At 48.3% G+C, this 20,704-nt stretch carries 15 protein-coding genes and 3 pseudogenes; 12 read left to right on the plus strand and 6 right to left on the minus strand.

The window, feature by feature from the left end:
* Positions 1 to 49 precede the first annotated feature (49 nt).
* Positions 50 to 565, minus strand: coding sequence for a hypothetical protein (locus EQP46_RS12180; RefSeq protein WP_129493919.1), 516 nt, complete (start codon positions 563 to 565; stop codon positions 50 to 52).
* Positions 562 to 1,818 carry an AAA family ATPase gene (locus tag EQP46_RS12185; protein ID WP_129493920.1) on the minus strand — a complete coding sequence of 419 codons (1,257 nt, stop codon included), beginning with the start codon at positions 1,816 to 1,818 and terminating at the stop codon, positions 562 to 564. The genes EQP46_RS12180 and EQP46_RS12185 overlap by 4 nt, the downstream gene beginning before the upstream one ends.
* Before the next feature lie 124 nt (positions 1,819 to 1,942).
* Here EQP46_RS12185 and EQP46_RS24310 point away from each other — a divergent pair, with 124 nt between their 5' ends.
* From EQP46_RS24310 to torA, 7 genes and pseudogenes are all read left to right on the plus strand, one after another.
* Positions 1,943 to 2,173 (plus strand): phage protease, encoded by a 231-nt coding sequence (locus EQP46_RS24310; RefSeq protein ID WP_205685930.1) that lies wholly within the window; start codon positions 1,943 to 1,945, stop codon positions 2,171 to 2,173.
* A 15-nt stretch (positions 2,174 to 2,188) separates the two neighbouring features.
* Positions 2,189 to 2,581 (plus strand): annotated as a pseudogene (locus EQP46_RS24625) (phage protease); the annotation flags it as partial.
* Between the two features lie 187 nt (positions 2,582 to 2,768).
* Positions 2,769 to 3,809, plus strand: a complete 1,041-nt coding sequence (locus tag EQP46_RS12195; protein WP_129493921.1) for a hypothetical protein — start codon at positions 2,769 to 2,771, stop codon at positions 3,807 to 3,809.
* A gap of 176 nt (positions 3,810 to 3,985) precedes the next feature.
* Entirely contained in the window at positions 3,986 to 5,701 is a 1,716-nt protein-coding gene (locus tag EQP46_RS12200; RefSeq protein WP_129493922.1) for a PAS domain S-box protein, read from the plus strand.
* Positions 5,702 to 5,918: 217 nt separating this feature from the next.
* Positions 5,919 to 6,098, plus strand: coding sequence for a trimethylamine N-oxide reductase system protein TorE (gene torE / locus EQP46_RS12205; RefSeq protein ID WP_129493923.1), 180 nt, complete (start codon positions 5,919 to 5,921; stop codon positions 6,096 to 6,098).
* Positions 6,099 to 6,140: 42 nt separating this feature from the next.
* On the plus strand, positions 6,141 to 7,319 hold the full coding sequence (torC, locus tag EQP46_RS12210; protein WP_129493924.1) for a pentaheme c-type cytochrome TorC: 1,179 nt from the start codon (positions 6,141 to 6,143) through the stop codon (positions 7,317 to 7,319).
* Between the two features lie 13 nt (positions 7,320 to 7,332).
* Positions 7,333 to 9,810: a trimethylamine-N-oxide reductase TorA gene (torA, locus tag EQP46_RS12215; RefSeq protein WP_129493925.1), complete on the plus strand. Its 2,478-nt coding sequence runs from the start codon at positions 7,333 to 7,335 to the stop codon at positions 9,808 to 9,810.
* Between the two features lie 109 nt (positions 9,811 to 9,919).
* Here the strand turns inward: torA and EQP46_RS12220 are convergent, their stop codons facing one another.
* Positions 9,920 to 10,333 carry a globin family protein gene (locus EQP46_RS12220; RefSeq protein ID WP_129493926.1) on the minus strand — a complete coding sequence of 138 codons (414 nt, stop codon included), beginning with the start codon at positions 10,331 to 10,333 and terminating at the stop codon, positions 9,920 to 9,922.
* 312 nt (positions 10,334 to 10,645) lie between these two features.
* Here EQP46_RS12220 and EQP46_RS12225 point away from each other — a divergent pair, with 312 nt between their 5' ends.
* The 5 genes and pseudogenes from EQP46_RS12225 to EQP46_RS24635 all read left to right on the plus strand — a co-directional run.
* The gene (locus tag EQP46_RS12225; RefSeq protein ID WP_129493927.1) at positions 10,646 to 11,209 is read left to right on the plus strand and encodes a GNAT family N-acetyltransferase; all 564 of its coding nucleotides are present in this window, start codon (positions 10,646 to 10,648) and stop codon (positions 11,207 to 11,209) included.
* Between the two features lie 129 nt (positions 11,210 to 11,338).
* On the plus strand, positions 11,339 to 12,139 hold the full coding sequence (locus EQP46_RS12230; protein ID WP_129493928.1) for an alpha/beta fold hydrolase: 801 nt from the start codon (positions 11,339 to 11,341) through the stop codon (positions 12,137 to 12,139).
* Positions 12,140 to 12,252: 113 nt separating this feature from the next.
* Positions 12,253 to 13,092: an isopenicillin N synthase family dioxygenase gene (locus EQP46_RS12235; RefSeq protein ID WP_129493929.1), complete on the plus strand. Its 840-nt coding sequence runs from the start codon at positions 12,253 to 12,255 to the stop codon at positions 13,090 to 13,092.
* Positions 13,093 to 13,281: 189 nt separating this feature from the next.
* Positions 13,282 to 14,808: pseudogene (locus tag EQP46_RS24630) on the plus strand (PAS domain S-box protein); the annotation flags it as partial.
* A gap of 387 nt (positions 14,809 to 15,195) precedes the next feature.
* Positions 15,196 to 15,714 (plus strand): annotated as a pseudogene (locus tag EQP46_RS24635) (methyl-accepting chemotaxis protein); the annotation flags it as partial.
* A 220-nt stretch (positions 15,715 to 15,934) separates the two neighbouring features.
* Here EQP46_RS24635 and EQP46_RS12245 read toward each other — a convergent pair.
* The 3 genes from EQP46_RS12245 to EQP46_RS12255 all read right to left on the minus strand — a co-directional run bounded on the left by EQP46_RS12245 (position 15,935) and on the right by EQP46_RS12255 (position 20,631).
* Positions 15,935 to 18,832: a methyl-accepting chemotaxis protein gene (locus tag EQP46_RS12245; RefSeq protein ID WP_129493931.1), complete on the minus strand. Its 2,898-nt coding sequence runs from the start codon at positions 18,830 to 18,832 to the stop codon at positions 15,935 to 15,937.
* 29 nt (positions 18,833 to 18,861) lie between these two features.
* Positions 18,862 to 19,488, minus strand: coding sequence for a hypothetical protein (locus tag EQP46_RS12250; protein WP_129493932.1), 627 nt, complete (start codon positions 19,486 to 19,488; stop codon positions 18,862 to 18,864).
* A 237-nt stretch (positions 19,489 to 19,725) separates the two neighbouring features.
* Positions 19,726 to 20,631: a LysR substrate-binding domain-containing protein gene (locus EQP46_RS12255; protein ID WP_129493933.1), complete on the minus strand. Its 906-nt coding sequence runs from the start codon at positions 20,629 to 20,631 to the stop codon at positions 19,726 to 19,728.
* Positions 20,632 to 20,704: the final 73 nt, after the last annotated feature.

Below are 20,704 nucleotides of genomic sequence, written 5' to 3' on the forward strand. Positions count from 1 at the left end.
TTCTGGCGATTAATACTGCGATGTTTATTGTCTAGGCGGACTTAAAAAATCAGTGTCTTCTCCTAGGTTTGGCTAGTTGGGCGGGAGCGGTAGGTTGGTAAGCTTTTAAACCTTGGTCACCAGTTAAAATCTCTACGCTAACTGTGTTGCTCTTGGCGTAATACTCTGCAACATCCTTAATTGTCGCATCCCCAATACCAATACCCTGATTAGCAAGTTCTGGCCAAGCATTAGCGAGAGTTATGAGGCTTTCTTTAGACCACAATTCAATTTGCCCGTCAAAAGCGGCCCAAGGTGAGGTCTCGTTTGCAGCTTTTGTCATTAAATCTGAGAGCTTATTTGCTATCTGAAATATATTTCCATTTGCTTGAGCAATGTGATTACCTGTTTCAATTATGGTTGCAATAGGAAGAACAAAAACAGAGTTGGCAGCAATACCTGCCGTTACTAACGCATTTATCCTTTGATTATCCCATCTATCACCTTCGGGCCCACATTCGTCTTTTCCCGGAACTTGTAGCCAGCAGCAAAGAACAGAAGTATCAAAAATGTAGATCGTCCTCAATTTTCTGTTTCCTCTCTGACAGCTCTTTCCAAAGCTCCTTTGGTAGATAAAACCCCGATCTTTCCGTTCGCTAACAATTTGGGAAGTGAGTCTATATCCTCAAGTAAGATAAGTTTACTTTCACCTGTACTCGGGTCTCGGTGAGCCATAGATACGAACGGGATAATTTCTGTTCCAAACGCGTCAAGTAATGCGGGGTTATGAGTTGTTATAAGAATGTCGATGTTTCTTTCTAAACTGATTTCCTTGAGTATGTCCACTAAGATGCTTGCTCTAGAAGGGTGAAGTCCATTGTCAATTTCTTCTACAATCAAAACGCTATTTTGAGGCCTTGTGAGAAGTGCCGTAATTATTGCAATAAACCTCAATGTGCCGTCTGACATTCCTCTTGCATCAACAGTATGGATTTCAGAGTGATCCGCCCATCTTTCATCGCAATATAGCATTGCGTCTGAGTCAAATCGTCCAACAGTCTCCGCATATACGCGTTCTATGTCTTTTTCTGGAAGGTTTTTTACGAACTTTGTAATTTTGTTTTCTAGGTTATTCCTATCTTCCTCTTCCATTGCAGCGATAACTCCCGCCACATTAGATGCGTCTGCTTCAAGAGTCTCCGATTTTAGAGAGTACCCACGCATGTGTGATGGAATTGGATCAAGAATAAAGACGTTATTAAGATCTTTAGTAACAATGTTTATGCCTTCTTGTATTTCTTTTCTTAGTTTTTGAGAGGACAGTTGCGATAATATAGAGCTACCTCTTCCTGATTGTCTTGGAGAGCCCTTCCGCTCGTTATATAGCCTTGCAGTGATCGAAGGGTCTGACGAGTCTGCTTCCTCGGTTTTAAATAGCCATATCTTACCTGGGTTTTTCTTGCTATTTTTTCTGTATTTAATACGTTGAAGAGACTCGTACTTGATTTGCGGATGGCTATCAAAAACTTCAATTTCAATAGAATAGTGATATTCCACATCTAAATCATTTCTATCGGATGAGACTGTTTTCAAACGGAAAGATTTGCTTGGCTTTAAGAAAGCCCACTCAAGTCCACCTCTAATGCCGGTAATATTGTGGTCTCCCGACAATGCCGAGCGAACCATTAACCCGCTAGTAAGCCTATTTAACAGTTGCAGAGCATCCAAAATGTTTGATTTTCCACTAGAGTTTGTACCTATTAACACTGTTAGTGGGTCAAAGTACAACGTTGACTTTCTGTAGCTTTTCCAATCTATAAGCTCTATTTCTCTAAGCATGACTTTTCTCAGTTTGTCTGGCTTTGCGCAATGATATCAATACTATGGTTAACAAGATAGAAATCAAATGATACTGAACCTTTTCACCTAATCCCCTCCAAACTACCCGCGCTACCGTGCGGGCATGAACACAGAAACCTTAATCCTCAACACCGATATCTCAGCTCTCGCGACCAATGGCGCCGAGAGTGGTGCATCTGTGTGGGCAGAATTTATCCCTGCGGGAGAGGCCATTACCGGCCGTGATGGACGAAGCTGGATCAATGACGAGCCTGACGCCATCGTGTCAGCCTTTGCATCTAACGGCGCGGACCTGCCCATTGACATCGAACACGCCACTGAAATCGAGGGCTAAGCCGGTGAACCGGCGCCTGCGGTGGGATGGATCAAAGCCCTGCAAGCCCGTGAGGGTGGCGCTATCTGGGGTCAGATTGAATGGAACGACCAAGGCCGCGACCTTGTGGGTCAGAAGGTCTACCGTTATCTGTCTCCGGTCTTCACTTTCGACATCAATTCCAAACGCATTATTCAGCTTTACTCGGCGGGGCTTACTAACCAGCCGAACCTTCATCTTACCGCGCTGAATCGGCGCAATGCACACGACAGAGAGGACATCATACCTTTACCATTGGTGATATTCGTACCACGCGGGCGCGTTGAGCCAAACCGATGCCGCAATACAGTCAGGTCGCGACCGTCATCAAATCGACCTCGGTGGATAGTGTTCAGTTACTCCTTTATGGCTTTTTTGACCTCACTGTAAAGCTCCACATTGCTAGCGTGTGGATGAGATGAACATCTCTGCAAAGCCTTTTCATGAATGTGATGCTGGTTTTCCGTGACCAATGAAAAAAAGGCGAAATGGTCACTGTCATAGCTTTATGTCTGAGCCGCTGATAACGTGGGTTCACAAGACTTTCCCCAATAACCCCACGCGCAAGGATGTGCCGATGAAAATGAGAACTTGGATTGGTGTTGCTATTGCGTTTCTGTCATGGACAGCAGTCGCTGAAGAAAAAGATGTTTATCGGCAGTTTGTGGACAGAAGTGTTAACCAAAACATACCGCTATCAATAGAAATCTGGGCAAATAAAATCTTTGAGGAAGAAGATGATAAAAAGTTTCTACCAGTGATTGAAGACTTTGTTAACAGTACCTTTTCAGACTCTTTTCGCGAGAGAACAGCAAATACTTACCGTAGAATTTTCAGCAAAGAAGAGATGCAAATACTTGCTGAAAACTTGATGTCTCAAATCTGTGCGCCAATTTTTAACACTGATTTCATTGAACGTGCTAGCGGAGATAAGAGTATATCAAAAGAAGATAAAATATCTGTTGATAGGTGTATTGCTGGCTTACAGGATATCGATAATGCGGAAGAGAAGCTAAACAAGTTGGCGGCGATTAATGGGGAACTTTATGACGCGTCATTTAACGTTCACTTCGAAGAGTTCATAGATAAGCTCAAGCAACAAAAGTTAATATTTTATATCGCTGATGAAACTAGAAAAACGCTACCGTTTATCTTTGATGAAGAGCTTACTTGGTTTGATATTGTCGGTGAGTACTTGGTGCTTGAATACCTTTATACGTTCAATGATGTTTTCAGGGAAGGTGAGAGGTATGAATTTGATAGAGATAGTGTATTGAACGATGTTTGTAGGGAGTTTAAAACCCATTTTCGTGACTATATATCAGTGAGGTATTCTGTGTTCGACTTAGATAGCAAACGGGTCGGAGAGGCAACGATAAGGCTCAGTGAATGCCCATGGCTCTCTAACATGCACGGAGAGTTTCTGCACGAGGTTGAAGTCTTACAAGGCAGTTTTACCGTAGATGGCTTACTGGCGAGGGTAGGTTGCTCGCGGACCTTGCTCAATCCCAACCTTGGGCTTGCTGCGCAGGGTGCTAAATTGTCGGCAAGTGTTCACAGTGTAAATGTCATTACATACCAAATATGCATTCATAAACCTCGATCAAAGACGAATTAACGCTGTCTCGCGCTTTCTTCCGTTGATGCGTCATTTTGAACGTCATGTCCTTATTTATTACCCACCTATCTCTTTAAAAAATCTTATTTGTTGGTCTTAAAATCCCTGTCTACTATTTATACAAATGTCACAACTATGACATAAGTGTTCCTTTTACTCATTGCAGGTCTAGAGATATGGGATTGTTTGGAAGCAAAAAAAATGGCGTGAGCAAGCAAATACTGGATAAGGCATCCGACGCAATTGTTTATACTGACAAAAAGAATCGAATTCATTACATGAACGCCTCTGCTGAGCGCTTTTTTGGTGTTTCAGCAAAAGACAAAATAGGGCAAGATATTACGACTTTGCAGCTTGGTTCTCTCCAGGAAGGCACCACGCGGGTAGAGCTTCAAAATCATGCGAACAAAAACGTTTGGTGTGACCTAACCCTCGACAAAGTTGATGTTGCTGGCGGGGTTGGCTGGTCTGCCTTCATTCGCGACGTAACCGCAGAAGTGCTCGCACGAGAGCGCTCTGAACAAATGGTATCGCAATCGGTGAATGCCGTTGTGTCCATTGATGGTAAAAACTGCGTCACATACATGAACGATGCTGCGGTTGAGCTTTGGGGCTACAGCAAGGAAGAAGTCATTGGGCAGAATGTCAAAATGCTTGTTCCTAAAGACATTCGCTCTGTCCACGACAGCTACGTAAACGCTAACCGTGACTCTCGCGTGGATGTGATTGTTGGCACCAGCCGAGATGTAGAGCTTGAGCGAAAAGATGGCAAAACGCTGTGGGCGAACTTGTCACTTTCTCGTATTGAAGTCGGTGATGAGGTGGGTTACACCGCCTTTGCACGAGATATTACCAAAGAGCGTTTGGCACGTGAAGAAAACGAGCAAGTGCTGCGTCAAGCAATCGATGCTGTGGTGAGTATTGATGCGGACAACAACGTCACCTTCTTTAACCCTGCCGCCGAAGCGCTTTGGGGCTTTAGTAGCGATGAAGTGATTGGCAACAACGTGCGTATGCTTGTGCCAGATGAATTTCAGGCTAATCACGATAATTTCGTGAACAGTAATCGACGCTCTGGACATAACAAAATCGTGGGTTCAGCCCGTGAGCTGGAAATGCAGCGTAAAGACAAGTCTCGCATTTGGGTGAACTTTTCTCTGTCAAAAGTCGACGTGGGCGGCAGTATCGGTTATACCGCATTTGTGCGAGATATTACTGAGCAGCGAATGGCGCAAGAAGCGATCAACCAAACCTTATCACAGGCATTGGATGCGGTTGTCACCATCGATGAAAACAACATCGTGACCTTCTTTAACCCTGCCGCTCAGGAGCTTTGGGGGTATGAGCCTTCCGAGGTGGTAGGCCAAAACATCAAAATGCTGGTACCGCCAGAGATTCAAGCCAACCACGATGGCTATGTGAATGCTAACCGAACAACAGGGCATGACAAGATCGTTGGCTCGAGCCGCGAAGTCCCCGTTCACCGTAAAGACGGCAAATTGGCCTACGGGTTGTTGTCGCTGTCGAAAGTCGAAGTGGATGGTAAAACCATGTACACCGCCTTTGTGAAAGACGTTACCGCGCAAGTGCAGCAGCGTGAAGGCATGAGTGAAATCATGGATGGCGTAGCAAACTCGAGTTCTGAGATTTCCAACATTGCAAAAGTGATCGACGGTATTTCAGAACAAACCAACTTGCTGGCATTGAACGCAGCGATAGAAGCGGCGCGAGCGGGTGAGCATGGTCGAGGGTTCGCAGTGGTGGCTGATGAGGTAAGGCAATTGGCTTCGCGCTCATCAGAGTCAACCAATGAAATTAACCGCCTTTCTGATGACACACAGAAACTGCTCGACGAGTTAGCAGAGGTCTTGAAAGTGTCAACAGGTCAGTAAATTTAGACATGGGGACAGCCTGTCCCCATTCTTACATTTCCGCATAATACGTAGTATCCCGCCCTAACACATACCGTACTGTTATCAATGACTTTACATCCATATCTGCATCAATAAAGAGACACGTTTTTGCGTGCCTTCTTCTAGACTATGTTTGAACATAATTTTAATTCTGGAAGTGACTCGGTCATTGGTACCGGGATAGAGGGACAACGTCATGGATCAACATGAATCAGATATCGTTCAAGAACCCGAAAAGCGGAGTTATGAATGGCGTGCATTTTTCTTTATTGCCGTCTTCTTATTCCCCATTTTGAGCGTGATGCTAATCGGTGGTTATGGCTTCGTCATTTGGATGAGTCAGGTGTTCTTTTTCGGCCCCCCAGGGCATGGCTAAAACAAGCAACACCTACTGAGAGATGATGAAGAGCAGATAACCATGAAAGAATTCGTACAAAAACTGTGGGCAACGTTGAAACGTCCCGCAACCAAAATCAGCCTTGGCACCTTGACCCTTGGTGGGTTCATTGCTGGGGTGATTTTCTGGGGTGGCTTTAACACGGCGTTAGAAGTTACCAATACCGAGAAGTTTTGTATCAGCTGTCACTCTATGCGTGACAACGTGTACCCAGAACTTCAACACACAGTGCATTGGTCGAACACGTCGGGTGTCCGAGCAACCTGTCCCGATTGTCATGTGCCTCACAACTGGACAGACAAAATTGCGCGGAAAATGCAGGCGAGTAAAGAAGTGTACGCGCAGATTTTCGGCATGATTGGCACGCGTGAAAAATTCCTCGATAAACGCCTTGAGCTCGCACAGCACGAGTGGGCGCGATTTACCGCCAACGGCTCTGCCGAATGTAAGGCGTGCCACAAGTACGAAAGCATGCAGATAGAAAACATGCGTCCTGCTGCGCGTTTGCAAATGGCGCAAGCGGCTGAGCGCGACCAAAGCTGTATTGACTGTCACAAAGGGATTGCGCATGAACTGCCTGCTGAAATGGATTCCACCGGCGGCATGCTTGGCAAGCTCATTTCGATGTCTCACAGCACCAGCTACAAAAAAGACAAGCCACTTTACAGCGTGAACTTCCTTGAGCTTTACGTTGATAAAAAACTAAAAGATGACGGTGGTGTGCTTGAACCTGCCTCCATGGTGACCGTGCTTGAAGACAGCGATGCGGCTGTCAGGGTGTCACTGACGGGGTGGCGTAAGCTGAAAGGCTTTGGCCGCGTGATTTATGAAGACTTCGGTCTCAACATTCCATCGGCTGCCTTGTCGAAAGCCGTGGCGCAAAGCGATACCGATATCAGAACCTTTGAAACCAAAGAAGACGAACTGACGGGCCTGACATGGCAGCGTGTTGAAGTCGATCTTTGGGCGAAGAAAGCTGACTTCCTCGACAGCATCGATCCTGTATGGACAGAAGCAAAACAAGCGTATCAAACCAACTGTAGCTTGTGTCACACCCAGCCTGATGAAGCACACTTTGATGCCAATACATGGCCGGGTATGTTTGACGGCATGATGGGCTTTGTGAACTTCGATCAAGCCACACAATCGCTGGTACTCAAGTACCTACAGAAACATTCCAGCACGTTTGTTGAGCACTAAGAGGGATAGCCGAATGAAGATGAACCGACGCAAGTTCCTCAAAGGCATGCTGTCCGTCAGTGCGACGGCAGTGATTGGCCCGAGTTTACTTGTTTCTACTGATGCCAACGCCAGCTCAGAATTGCTGGATGGTGTATGGCGCACAACAGGCTCACACTGGGGCGCATTCCGTGCCCGCGTGGTGGGCGGAGAAGTGGCGGAAATCGAGCCATTTAGCCACGACAAAAATCCAACCCAAATGATCGAGGGAATCAAAGGGCTGATCTACAACCCTTCCCGTGTGCGCTACCCCATGGTGCGTTTGGACTGGCTAAAACGTAATGAAGGGTGGAATACCACGCGCGGCGATAACCGCTTTGTTCGTGTCACGTGGGATCAAGCCCTTGATCTCTTCTATGCCGAACTTGAACGCGTGCAGAAAACCTATGGGCCATCAGGCCTGTTGGCGGGTCAAACTGGCTGGCGCCAAACAGGTCAGTTCCAAAGCTGTACCACCCACATGCAGCGTGCCTTGGCCATGCATGGCTTCTTCGTGAAGAAAATTGGGGATTACTCCACTGGCGCAGGCCAAACCATCTTGCCGTATGTGTTGGGGTCAACGGAGGTATACGCACAACAAACCTCATGGCCATTGGTGCTCGAAAACGCCAAGCAAATCATTATTTGGGCAAACGATCCGGTGAAAAATGCGCAGGTTGGGTGGCAATGCCCAACCCACGATGTGTATGACTACTTCGCCCAACTGAAAGACAAGGTCGCGAAAGGGGAAACGCGCGTTATCTGTGTTGACCCTGTGGCGAGCAAAACCCAGAAATACTTGGGGTGTGAACACCAATACATCAACCCGCAGACCGATGTGCCGTTCATGTTGGCGATTGCGCATACGCTTTACACCGAAAAGCTGTATGACAAAAACTTCCTTGATGTGTACTGCTTAGGCTTTGAGGATTTCATTGGTTATGTCATGGGACAAACCAAAGACAAGGTCGAGAAAACGCCAGAGTGGGCCGCGGAAATCTGTGGTATTTCTGCCGATGGTATCCGTGATTTTGCCCGTATGCTTGCCAGCGATCGCACCCAAATCATGTTTGGTTGGTGCGTTCAGCGTCAGCAACACGGTGAACAGCCATATTGGATGGGCGCGGTGATTGCGAGCATGCTGGGTGGTATTGGCTTACCGGGCGGCGGCGTGTCTTACGCGCACCATTACAGCGGCATTGGTGAGCCAGCAACAGGTGCTGCGGGCCCTGGTGGCTTCCCGCGTAACCTTGACCCAGGTATGACACCGGTTCACAACAACAGCGATTTCAAAGGCTATTCCAGCACCATTCCTGTGGCGCGTTGGATTGAATCCATCGAAGAGCCGGGGAAAGAGATCAATTACAATGGCAGCAAAGTGAAGTTGCCGCCGATCAAAATGGTTGTGGTCAGCGGGAACAACCCTTGGCACCACCACCAAGATCATAACAGGATGAAAAAGGCCTACCACAATATCGAAACGGCAGTGACGATCGACTTTGCGTGGACCGCAACCTGCCGCTTCTCTGACATTGTATTACCAGCCTGTACCCAGTTTGAGCGCGACGACATTGACCTGTATGGCGCGTATTCCGCAACTGGCGTGCTCGCCATGCACAAGCTGGTGGATCCGCTCTATCAATCCCGCACGGATTTCGACATCTTCAAAGGGCTGACACTGCGCTTTGGTGAAGGCAAAGACAAAGAATTCGCGCGCGACATGAATGACATGCAATGGGTGGAAAAACTCTATAACGAGTGTGTCGAAGCCAACAAAGGCAAGTTCCCAATGCCTGATTTCGACACCTTCTGGAAAGACGGTTACGTGAGCTTTGGTGAGGGCAGTACCTTTGTGCGTCATGCGGCTTTCCGTGAAGATCCGGAATTGAACCCGCTTGGCACGCCTTCAGGCTTTATTGAAATCACCAGCCGTAAAATTGGCAGCTACGGTTACGAGTATTGCCAAGAGCACCCTATGTGGTTTGAAAAAGCAGAGCGTTCTCACGGAGGCCCAGGGTCGGACAAATTCCCGTTCTGGCTGCAATCGTGTCACCCAGACAAGCGTTTGCACTCCCAGATGTGTGAATCGCCTGCCATGCGTGAAACCTACGCGGTGCAAGGGCGTGAACCTGCTTACATCAACCCTGCGGATGCAAAAGCCAAAGGGATCAAAGATGGCGACTTGATCCGCGTGTACAACGATCGTGGACAGTTGATCGCAGGGGCTGTGGTATCAGACAGCTACCCACCGGGCGTGATCCGAATTCAAGAAGGCGCGTGGTATGGCCCGACAGGATCGGAAATTGGCGCGATCGATACCTATGGCGACCCTAACACGGTGACGCTGGATGTTGGGACGTCTGAACTGGCGCAAGCGTGTAGCGCGTACACTTGTCTCGTCGAATACGAGAAGTTCAAAGGGGAAGCGCCTGCAGTGAATGCCTTTAGTGGCCCGATAGAAGTGAAAATCTAGCATTAGGCTTAATTGACGGCATGAAACCCAAAAAACGGACGCGTCTCTCGCGTCCGTTTTTTATGGATGGGGTTGGGTGACAGGCGCTTAATTTGGTCGAGGTATAAGCCTAAGCTGGCATTTCTTCTTTCATGGTGTCTGCCACAAAATGCAGCAAAGCAACCCAAGCCGCACGCACCTCTGGCGTGAACGCATCACCCAATCCGAGTTTCAAGGTATTCAGCAACGCATTACACACCGGGGTGAAATGGGATTTTTTCGCCCCATACGCCACATGCCGTTTGGCTAATTCTTGCAATACAGGGACAAGCTTGTCCGGCGCATCTAAACTGTAAACCGCGGCATGCAACATTGCCATTAACTTTCGACCTTGTTGTTTCATGTCGCCTTTGAACAAGCGTTTTAAGCTTGGATCATAGGAAAACAAGGTGTCATAGAAAATGTCCGCCGCTTTCAACGCGATGGGTTCGACTTGGCTAAAACTGTGTGTGATGAGTGCAACTTGCTGTGATGTCAGAGACATAGCGTCAATTCCTCTAGAGCATGTCATTGGCGCCATGTGGTTGAACGCCTTGTCTCAAGATTAGGAAAGACCCCGTCAAAGTCCACTTTTTTATTGTGTCTAAAACGTTCTCAATCGCGAGGTAAGAGAACGGCGCGTTGACAAGGGATTTTCAACCCAAGCAAATGCCTGGTCAGCACGCATTTTCTCGGGAATTTGACGAAGGCGAAACTCTTGATGCTATTGTCATGAATCCAGTTGGCGAAGTGCAGACACCTGCTATAACGTAAGGAAAAACAGACCGCGATACAGCGGCGATGACAAAGGATTGTTATGTTGACGCTAGACGATATTTGCTTGCGACCCGCACGGAGAAATGAAAAAGATTTCCTGTGGCGGTACATCTATATCCATAACGAATGGAAAGCGCACGACGCCCCCTATATTCCTCTTGAATACCAATCGCGATTCCAATTTGGACGCCGTCTCTTTAAGCGATTGAAGGAAGGGGAAACCGCCATGGTGGTCGATTACCATGGCGAAGCCATTGGTTACCTTTCTTGCTACTGGGAAGATCAATCAACCCGTTGGCTTGAAGTGGGGATCACTTTGTTTACCTCCCACCATTGGGGGAAACAACTAGGACGAAAAGCGCTTACCCTTTGGATTACACATTTGTTTGAACATTACGATGTCGCCAGAATTGGCTTAACAACGTGGTCGGGAAACCCGCGCATGATGAAATGTGCCAAGGCACTTGGCATGTGTGAGGAAGGACGAATGCGCAAAGTGCGTTTCTATCAAGGCGAATATTACGATTCGTTACGATACGGCGTGCTGAGGGAAGAATGGCAAGCGCGCCACGCTGAACAGTCGCCGTTAAAAAAAGTCGGTTGATGAGCTTTTACACTGTAAAACTCGGTCTCTCTTACCGTGGCGATGGCCTATATTCAAGCGCGATGACGCTGTTTGGGTGTATTGCGCCGCGTCGATAATATCAATGCGACGGAAAGGGGAAGGTTTTCAATGCCAACTTGTCAGTGTGCAGACACGGCGATTCATTATCAACGCGAGGGAGATGGCCCGACGCTTCTGCTGCTTCACGGATTAGGATCCAGCCATCACGATTGGCAGGCGCAGATTGATGCGTTCAAAACGCATTTCGACGTTATCGCCCCTGATTTCCCGTTACACGGAGAATCCAGCGGCGACATTCGTACCTTTAGCTTGCCCCATTGCGCCAGAATCATTCATGCCTTGCTTGATGAGCTAGAGGTTGATCAAGCCATTGTCGTGGGGATTTCGATGGGAGGCATGGTCGGGCTTGAGCTTGCAATCCATCACCCGCAAAAAGTGGCGCGCTTGGCCGTGGTGAATGCCCTTGCTGAATGCAAACCCCGCCGATGGAATGAATGGTGGATGTTGTTATCTCGCCGATTTTTATTGGCCTACGTCTCTGTCGAAAACATTGCCAAATTAATGGGCAAACAATTGTTGCCGGGCAAAGGCTTGGAAATGGCCCGAAAAGGGGCAGTTGCTCGTTGGTCGCGTAACGACAGAGAAAGCTATATCGCGGCATTTAATGCCGTGGTTGATTGGAGTGTCACGGGCAGGTTGTCGGCGGTGAAGTGCCCGGTTTTTGTTCTCTCGGCTGAGCACGATTACACTCCTGTCGGTGCGAAAAAAGTCCTCGCCTATATTTACCCTGATGGCGAAATGGACAGCCTCAAAGGGGCGCATCACCTTGCGCCGCTCGAAGCCCCAGAGCAATTCAATCAGCGCCTTTCCCTGTGGTTACTTAATTCAGAGCACGTTTCCTCAGTCTAAGGTTTGTTGTCTGTCGAACCATTGCTAGAATTCACAGCAATTCCCTCGTTGGCGCTGTGACTGGGCGCATGGGAAGACATAACAATAATGAAACCCAGAGAAAGTGAGTCACCATGAAATTGGAAGCAGTAGACTTTAACGCGGAAGACGCCGCAGAGCGGTTTGTCGAATCGCTTCGAAACACCGGCTTTGGCGTCCTGAAAAACCATCCAATCAGCCAAGATTTGGTGTCCTCTATTTACGCAAACTGGCAAGGTTTCTTCGATAGCGAAGACAAAGGCGATTTTGCGTTCAACCCAGAAACCCAAGATGGTTTCTTTTCCGCCAAGGTCTCTGAGGTCGCGAAAGGCCATAAGAAGAGAGACATCAAAGAGTTCTTCCATTATTACCCTTGGGGACAATGCCCTGAGGCGTTAAAAGCCGAATTGGATAACTACTACGCGCAAGCCAACAACCTCGCGTCGCAATTGCTTGGCTGGGTTGAGCAACACTCGCCTGAAGACGTTGCCGCGAACTATTCGCAGTCATTGTCGAGCATGGTTGATGGCAGCGACAAAACCCTGCTGCGCGTGCTTCACTACCCGCCAATGAGCGGTGAAGAAGACGTGGATGCCATTCGCGCAGCGGCGCATGAAGACATCAACTTGTTGACCATACTGCCGTCGGCAAATGAGCCGGGGCTGCAAGTGCTATCAAAAGACGGCGATTGGCTGGATGTGCCATGCGATTTTGGTCATTTGATCATCAATATCGGTGACATGCTCCAAGAAGCGTCTGGCGGCTACTTCCCTTCAACGACCCACCGCGTTGTGAATCCTGAAGGGGCTGATATGTCGAAATCCCGCATTTCTCTGCCGCTGTTTTTACACCCAAAACCAGACGTTGTGCTCTCTGAACGCTACACGGCGGACAGTTACCTGATGGAGCGTTTACGCGAACTTGGCCTGATCTAAACGGGCAATATTTTTGTCATCGAAGCCAGTGTTGCATTCACGTAACGCTGGCTTTTTCTTTCCTGCTTTTTACTTCGTTCACCTTCGTTTCGTTTTGACCTCTCAAATGGCGGAATTTAGCGGCAAATCGCGCCTGTCATCCGAAAGAACTCGACTAATATTCATATATTCGGAACAGGAGTCTAAATAATGCGAACGTCTAAACTGACCGATTTTGTGCACGCATTCCGCAAGGTAATAGGCAATCTTAGAACGTCCAGCGATGATGCAAATGCAAAGATAGCGGCATTGGACAAATCTCTCGCAGTGATAGAGTTTGATCCCACGGGAAAGATACTCACGGCAAACGACAATTTTCTCAACATCATGGGGTATGAACTCTTGGATGTTCAGGGTAAACGTCACGCCATGTTTGTCGATGCTGAGTATGCAAAAAGCCCGGAATACAAAAGATTTTGGGCGGAGCTTGCTCGTGGAAAATCGAAGACTGCGGAATTCAAATGTGCGGGTCATGGCGGGAGGATTGTTTGGATCCAGGCGTCTTACAATCCCATTCATGATGATGCTGGTAAGGTTGTGAAAGTCGTGGAATTTGCCTCCGACATTACCAAAGAAAAAATACAATCATTGAATGCTAAAGGTCAGATCGACGCGATCAACCTGAGCCAAGCGGTGATTGAGTTTGATACGTCGGGCCACATCCTGCATGCCAATGAGAACTTTCTGTCCGTCATGGGGTATACCCTCGATGAAGTGAAAGGGAAGCATCACTCCTTATTTGTAGAACCACAGATGGTGAAAAGCCTGGAATACGCAACCTTCTGGGAAAACCTCGCTAACGGTGTGCACAAGAGCGCGCAGTACAAACGCATAGGCAAGGAAGGGAAAGAGGTTTGGATTCAAGCGTCTTACAATCCCATCTTTGATGACAGCGGGAAGCCGTTCAAAGTGGTGAAGTTCGCCACTGATATTTCAGAACAAAAGCTGATGACCGCGAATTTTGAAGGTCAAATTGATGCCATCCATAAATCGCAGGCGGTGATCGAGTTCGATCTCGAAGGCAATATATTAACGGCGAACGAAAACTTCCTTGATGTCATGGGATACGAACTGGAGGACATTGTCGGCAAACATCACTGCATGTTTGTCACAGACACCTACCAGAAGAGCGCCGAATACAAAGGGTTTTGGCGGAAGCTCGCTGAGGGTAAATACCAAGTAGGGGAGTTTTTGCGTGTGGGTAAAGGCGGTCGTGATGTGTGGATTCAAGCGTCTTATAACCCGATTTTTAATGCGTCTGGCAAGCCGTTTAAAGTGGTGAAATTTGCGTCCGATATTACGGAAGCGAAAAATCGAAATGCCAATTTTGAAGGGCAGATTGAAGCCATTGGCAAATCGCAGGCTGTCATCGAATTCAATATGGATGGCACGATCAGAACTGCAAATGACAACTTCCTCAATGCGGTGGGTTATTCGCTCAACGAAGTGGTAGGGCGTCACCACTCGATGTTTGTGGATCCTGAATACAGCGGCAGCGCAGAGTACAAAGCGTTTTGGGACAAACTCAATCGCGGCGAATTTGAAAGTGCAGAATTCAAGCGCTTTGGCAAAGGTGGGCGCGAAGTGTGGATCCAAGCGTCTTATAACCCGATTGCGGATATCAATGGCAACCCGTTCAAGGTGGTGAAATATGCCACTGACATTACTGCGAAAAAACGCGCGGTTGCCATGATCAGTGAAAGTTTAGTCAAGCTGTCTAAAGGGGATTTGAGCCATTCGATTGAAGAATCCTTGGATGAAGAGTTCGAGCCTGTGCGTGATGCACTCAACTCGACAGTGCATCGTTTAAACGAATTGGTCGGTGATATTTCTCGTTTGTCTACCTCAGTGAGTGCGGCGGCAAGGGAAATTAAAATGGGCACCACTGATTTGAGCGACCGTACAGAGTCGCAAGCCTCTAGCCTTGAACAAACCTCTGCCAGTATGCAGGAAATGACCTCTACCGTTCGGCTCAATGCCGACACGGCAGTGACGGCGAACACCTTGTCGGCTGAAGCGACCACCAAAGCTGAGCGCGGTGGTAAGGTGGTGTTGGAAGCGGTGGATGCCATGGCGGAAATCGAAAATTCGAGCAAGCAGATCTCTGACATCATCGGCGTAATTAATGAAATTGCCTTCCAGACAAATTTGTTAGCACTGAATGCGGCGGTAGAAGCGGCGCGTGCGGGCGAGCAAGGTCGCGGGTTTGCCGTGGTGGCGGGGGAAGTGAGGAACCTTGCTCAACGCAGTGCGAAAGCATCAGTGGAAATCAAAGAATTGATCAATGCGAGTGTCACCAAAATCAAAGATGGTACCCATTTGGTGCGAGAGTCTGGTGACAACTTGGTGAACATTGTTGAGGCCATCAAAGAGGTCTCTGGAATGCTCTCTAACATGAGCACCGCGACGCGCGAGCAATCACTCGGGATTGAAGAGATAAACCGCGCTGTGACCGAAATGGACAATATGACGCAGCAAAATGCAGGTTTGGTTGAAGAAACCACGGCGGCGAGTGAGAACTTACTGATTGAAGCTGAAAACCTGCTGGATCTGGTGAAGTACTTCAAAACCTCTGCAGCTTAGCTCTGTGGCTTAGATCGGTGACATAGTTCACGCAGCGTTAAGTCCGTCAGCGACAAACAGAGAAACAAAAAATCCGGGATACTCTCCCGGATTTTTCGTTGTCTGCCTATCTACTGTCGCCTACCATTTCTAGCTTCTAGCTTCTAGCTTCTAGCTTCTAGCTTCTAGCTTCTAGCTTCTAGCTTCTAGCTTCTAGCTTCTAGCTTCTAGCTTCTAGCTTCTAGCTTCGCTCTTCCCATTCAAACTCATCGTCGTCGTCATCACGGGTTGAGCTTTGCGCCATGTTGTCATCTTCAAAGAAGCCATTTTCTTCGATGTCGGAGTCTGAGTAGCGGTTTTCCCTGAGTCGGTGGTCGTCTTGTAACAGTTCGAAGAAGGCCATCATTTCCGTCATGTCTTGAGACAAGATCCACATGTTCTCGCTGGCCGTGGTGGCTTGTTGCACCAAGGTGGCATTTTGTTGAGTAACATTATCCATTCGTGTAATCGCCAAGTTTACCTGCTCAATGCCGACACTCTGCTCTTGGGCGGCATCACTGATGTCTTCCATCTTGCTACCGACTTCTTCCACCATGGAGACGATTTCCGTCAGGGTTTTGCCTGATTCGCTGACCAAGTCCGAGCCGATACAGACCTTTTTATTGCTGGCCTGGATCAGTTCTTTGATTTCTTTTGCGGCACTTGCCGAACGCTGGGCAAGGTTTCGCACCTCTCCGGCTACCACGGCAAACCCGCGGCCTTGTTCACCGGCTCTGGCGGCTTCGACGGCCGCGTTTAATGCGAGCAAATTGGTTTGGAAAGCAATCTCATCAATCACGCCGATGATCTCGCCAATCTCATCGCTGGCGGCGCTGATTTCTTCCATTGCGGTGATGGTGCGTGAAATGGCATGGCCACCTTCGCGGGCTTTTTCTCGGGCTTTCATGCTCACCATTTTGGTCGCGAGAGCATTCTCAGCACTTTGCTTCACCGTGCCCGTCATTTCTTCCATGCTGGTGGCGGTGGCTTGCAAAGAGGTGGCTTGTTCCTCTGTGCGAGCGCTGAGGTCTTGATTGCCTGTCACGATTTCCCGTGATGACACCGAGATGGTGCCTGCGGTTTCACGGATTTTGCTGATCACTTCCGTCAGCTTATCAATGGTGAGGTTGGTGTCTTTTTTCAATGCCGCAAAACTGCCGCCGTACTTTTTCTCCATGCGCTCAGTGAGATCACCTTGTGCCATCGCTGCGAGGATTGTCTGCATGTCTTCCAGTGAGGCTTCAACGTTTCGGGTGAGCGTGTTGAGCCCTTCCGCCAAGTTGTAGAAGAAGCCTTGCTTGCCGTCCATTGTGAGCTTCTGGTTAAAGTCACCGCGAGATGCCGCCAAGATAACGGCATCAATTTCTCGTTCGATAGCCACTTCATCGGTGCGATCTTTCCACTCAATCACAGTGCCAATACGGTGTTTTTCCGTATCGAAAATCGGTACAGCGTTAATCGCCATCACTTTTTTGCCCACCGTGAATTCACTGCGGTGTGACTCTTCGAGGTGAGAGATAATAAATTGCTGATGTGCCGGATTTTTGTGGAACATATCGATGGATTGGCCGATCACGTTTTTCAGGTTGAAATTATGGATCTCTTCTGAAAAGTCGCGTTCGTTTTCGCGCAGCATCTGGTAGGCAGCTTCATTCAAATAGATGATGATGTTGTCGACATTGGCCAGCATGATGTTGTTGGATGCGCTGTCCAATGCCTGACGGACTTGTGCGTTTTCTTCTGCCACTTTTCTCGCTTCTTCTTCGAAAGCGAGTTTGGCGGCTTCGGCGCGTTCAATGTTGTCTAACGAGGTATTGGTCAACTCTTTAATGGCCAGCAAGTCGCCTTTGTAATCCCCTTGTACTCTGACGCTCAAATCCCCTTCAGAAAGGCGTTTCATCACGTTGTTTATTTCACTCAGTGCGCGCTGCGTTGCTTCCATCAAGGTGTTAAATGCATCTGCAGATTGGCTTATCTCGTCATTTCCTCGCACCCGTAAACGTACAGAGTAATCGCCTGATTCTGCGATGTTTTCAAGTCGACGTGTGGTGCCCAGTAACGGTCGTGCCACCGATCGCGTGATCACAAAGGCAATCACGGCACCAATCAACAAACCAAAGACACCCGAAATGCGAAGCACAGTGACGACGGAGGCATTCCACTCTTTTAGCAGACTCACATTTTGTTCGAGCGCCAGTGTTTGGATATCTACCATTTTCTGCACCAGTGCAAGAGCACTCTCGGCAGTGGGTGCGGCTTTGCTGCCGACTAAATATTGCGACATGTTCCAGCGTTCAGAATCGCGAATATCAAACATGCGATCCACCAATGGCGAAAGGTGATTGCGTTTGCTGGCATATTCATTGAACAGCACTTTTTGTTCGGCGGTGAGCAGGTGTTGGCTCTCTTCAATGGCATAGAAGTTCGAACTGTTGGTGGTCCAGTGTTGTAAATAGGCGGCTTTGAACAGCGGGTCGCCGCTTAACAGATAAGAACGAACGGCAGACAGGGCGAGTGAGAAGGACGCGCTGGTTTCGGCAAAATGTCCGAGCATTTTCTTACGCTCAGGGGTGGCCGGCAGGGTTTGCTCTATGGCTGAGAGCTGTCTGACGGTGGCGACCAAGCTTACGATGTCGGGTAAGGCTTCGTTCTCGAAAATCTTCATGGCGGGTTGCTCATCCATGGTATGAGCAATATTCTCAGCGTCGTCTTGTTCCAAGCGAAGTTGCTGGAGTTTTTTGGAAAGCTCAAACAACACGTCTTGGTAGTCTTTTTCTGCTTTGGAAAGCTCGTTGGCTTTTAAAATGGCGAGTTGAGCATCAATGTTTTTCCATACGTCTTGCCTTTCGGCAATTAAGCTGACATCCCCCAACACAAGATAGCCACGCAGTACGGCAAGCGATTTGTTGATTTCACCCATTAAGGCGCTGCCAGCAAGGCTGGTGGGGAAGGTGTCATTCACCAGGTTGTCTTCAACACGCTGCAACTCGGCCAGCCGACTGTTCGAAAAGATGATGGCAGATCCCATGATGGCGAGGACCAAGCCAAACCCCAGCACCAAGCGTTTACCAATCGTGAAATGTAAAATAGGTAATCTCATCACTGTTTCTCACCTTTTCCATAAAAGGGTTATTGCTGCTGTGAACCGACGTCGAGCAACACAAAAAATTTACGATGAACAAGATCGACAAGGGCATACACGTCTGAGGGCGTTTTTGTTTTGTCGTCCTCTTTAAACGCGTAAAAATCACCAAACGATGTATCACTTTCAATGCGCGACATTGTCATCACCAGCGAATCTAAACACGCGCCTGCTTGTAAATAGACTTCCGCGGGAATGGCGTAGCGTTGCTCTCGTTCAATGCGTTTGATTAGAGGGAGGTTGTTGGCTTGCAGAAAACGGTCGATGTTGTCGCTGAGGGCAAGCAATGCCACGAAAACCTGCTCGGGTGTGTAGTTGGACACCCGAATAGGCTCCGTGGGTAAAGCATTGACTTTCTGAGGGTGGTGGCGCTCCGCATAGTGCATCACCAGCATGTCGATATTCTTTACTAATTCATAGACTTGAGAGGGCGTGAGTTCGCCATAGAAATCGGAGTAACCGTACGTCGATTTGTGTGTGTCGGCGGCGGTGGACGACGAGAAAGTGAGGATAAAACAGAGGAATAGGCCAACCATTAAACCAACCAGCAAACGCACGGTTTTTTGCCGGGCGGGAAGAGAGGAATTCGCTATGTTTGACGGTACTGGCGTCATCAGTCGTATCGTCCTGTCGGTTAGTGGTTTGACATGCTCAACTGTAAGAATAATGGCTCATAAATAAGTTTAGTCAGGATTGACGTAAATGCCTGTTTAGCTGGGAAGTGTGCTGGCAAATGGCACTGTGTTCGCTTTCTTTGAAACGAGAATGGGAGGCGTGTGTCTCGTGATGAGACAAAGTGGATGTGTCAGACCTTGTGAATTGGGTGCCTAATACATCCGATGTTGGGCATGTTACTTATCATAAGAGGACGGCTGAGATTCACCTTGTGCCGAAATTTGCTGTAGCCACCGACCTAGCTTCACGATGTCTGGCTGACGTGCACGATGCTTCTTGTAAACAAAGTAGAGACTGTCGCCCGTGGGCATCTCGTGCATAGGAATACGCACTAACTGTTCGCGGTCGATTTCATTCATGAAGTAATAGTTCAACAAGGTGATCCCTTGTTCATAGCGTGCAGCTTCTGTGGCGAGTAGCATGTGACTAAATGCATGAATTTTGACTGTGTTTGGCAGCGGGAAACCGCCCAGTTTGCACCATTGCCCCCAATCGTTTTCCATCAATGAGGTCACGGACAGCAGGGGATAATCCCACATGGCTTCTGGCAGGGGCTTGTCTTTGATTTGTTGCCAAATTTTGCGGCTGCAAACAGGGTAGAGGTATTCATGATAGAGCAAATCGTATTGATAGTTTTTGCCCGGTTCAAAATCGATGATGAAGCAATCTGCAAGTTTGTCTGACAAGTTCGGGTGGTCAGCGAACATTTCAAGGGAAAGGTCGATTTCAGGGTGCTTTTGACGAAAGTCGGCCAATTGGGGCATTAGCCATTTCACGGCCAACGAGCTAAATACCGCGAGACGTAACTGACCAGATTCCCCTTCACGTACTTGATGGCTGGCACGGCCAATGGCTTGAAGTGGATCGCTTACGTCATCGTAATAACGTTGTCCAACGGGCGTCAGTTGTAAGTTGCGCCCTTGTCGCTCAAACAGGGATTCCCCTAAAAAGTCTTCGAGTAGCCGAATTTGGTGGCTCACGGCGCTTTGAGTGACGTTCAGTGTTTCCGCTGCTTTTGAAAAACTATTCAGTCGAGCAACGACATCGAAATATTGCACGGCGCGAAGTGGGGGAAATTTCATTATCTAAAAAACTCATGAATAACGAATATTCATCATTATACGTCATGATAAACCCGCGCTACTATGCCAGTTC

The organism is Enterovibrio baiacu, assembly GCF_004120195.1.
GTDB classification, from domain to species: Bacteria; Pseudomonadota; Gammaproteobacteria; order Enterobacterales; family Vibrionaceae; genus Enterovibrio; species Enterovibrio baiacui.

What these genes read in the sequence shown, in the direction of transcription:
- torC (WP_129493924.1), top strand. Translation starts at nt 6,141, where the DNA reads ATGAAAGAATTCGTACAAAAACTGTGGGCAACGTTGAAACGTCCCGCA.
- EQP46_RS12250 (WP_129493932.1), bottom strand. Translation starts at nt 19,488, where the DNA reads ATGACGCCAGTACCGTCAAACATAGCGAATTCCTCTCTTCCCGCCCGG.
- EQP46_RS12255 (WP_129493933.1), bottom strand. Translation starts at nt 20,631, where the DNA reads ATGAAATTTCCCCCACTTCGCGCCGTGCAATATTTCGATGTCGTTGCT.
- EQP46_RS12235 (WP_129493929.1), top strand. Translation starts at nt 12,253, where the DNA reads ATGAAATTGGAAGCAGTAGACTTTAACGCGGAAGACGCCGCAGAGCGG.
- EQP46_RS12245 (WP_129493931.1), bottom strand. Translation starts at nt 18,832, where the DNA reads ATGAGATTACCTATTTTACATTTCACGATTGGTAAACGCTTGGTGCTG.
- EQP46_RS12195 (WP_129493921.1), top strand. Translation starts at nt 2,769, where the DNA reads ATGAAAATGAGAACTTGGATTGGTGTTGCTATTGCGTTTCTGTCATGG.
- EQP46_RS12185 (WP_129493920.1), bottom strand. Translation starts at nt 1,818, where the DNA reads ATGCTTAGAGAAATAGAGCTTATAGATTGGAAAAGCTACAGAAAGTCA.
- EQP46_RS24310 (WP_205685930.1), top strand. Translation starts at nt 1,943, where the DNA reads ATGAACACAGAAACCTTAATCCTCAACACCGATATCTCAGCTCTCGCG.
- EQP46_RS12200 (WP_129493922.1), top strand. Translation starts at nt 3,986, where the DNA reads ATGGGATTGTTTGGAAGCAAAAAAAATGGCGTGAGCAAGCAAATACTG.
- torE (WP_129493923.1), top strand. Translation starts at nt 5,919, where the DNA reads ATGGATCAACATGAATCAGATATCGTTCAAGAACCCGAAAAGCGGAGT.
- EQP46_RS12220 (WP_129493926.1), bottom strand. Translation starts at nt 10,333, where the DNA reads ATGTCTCTGACATCACAGCAAGTTGCACTCATCACACACAGTTTTAGC.
- EQP46_RS12230 (WP_129493928.1), top strand. Translation starts at nt 11,339, where the DNA reads ATGCCAACTTGTCAGTGTGCAGACACGGCGATTCATTATCAACGCGAG.
- torA (WP_129493925.1), top strand. Translation starts at nt 7,333, where the DNA reads ATGAAGATGAACCGACGCAAGTTCCTCAAAGGCATGCTGTCCGTCAGT.
- EQP46_RS12225 (WP_129493927.1), top strand. Translation starts at nt 10,646, where the DNA reads ATGTTGACGCTAGACGATATTTGCTTGCGACCCGCACGGAGAAATGAA.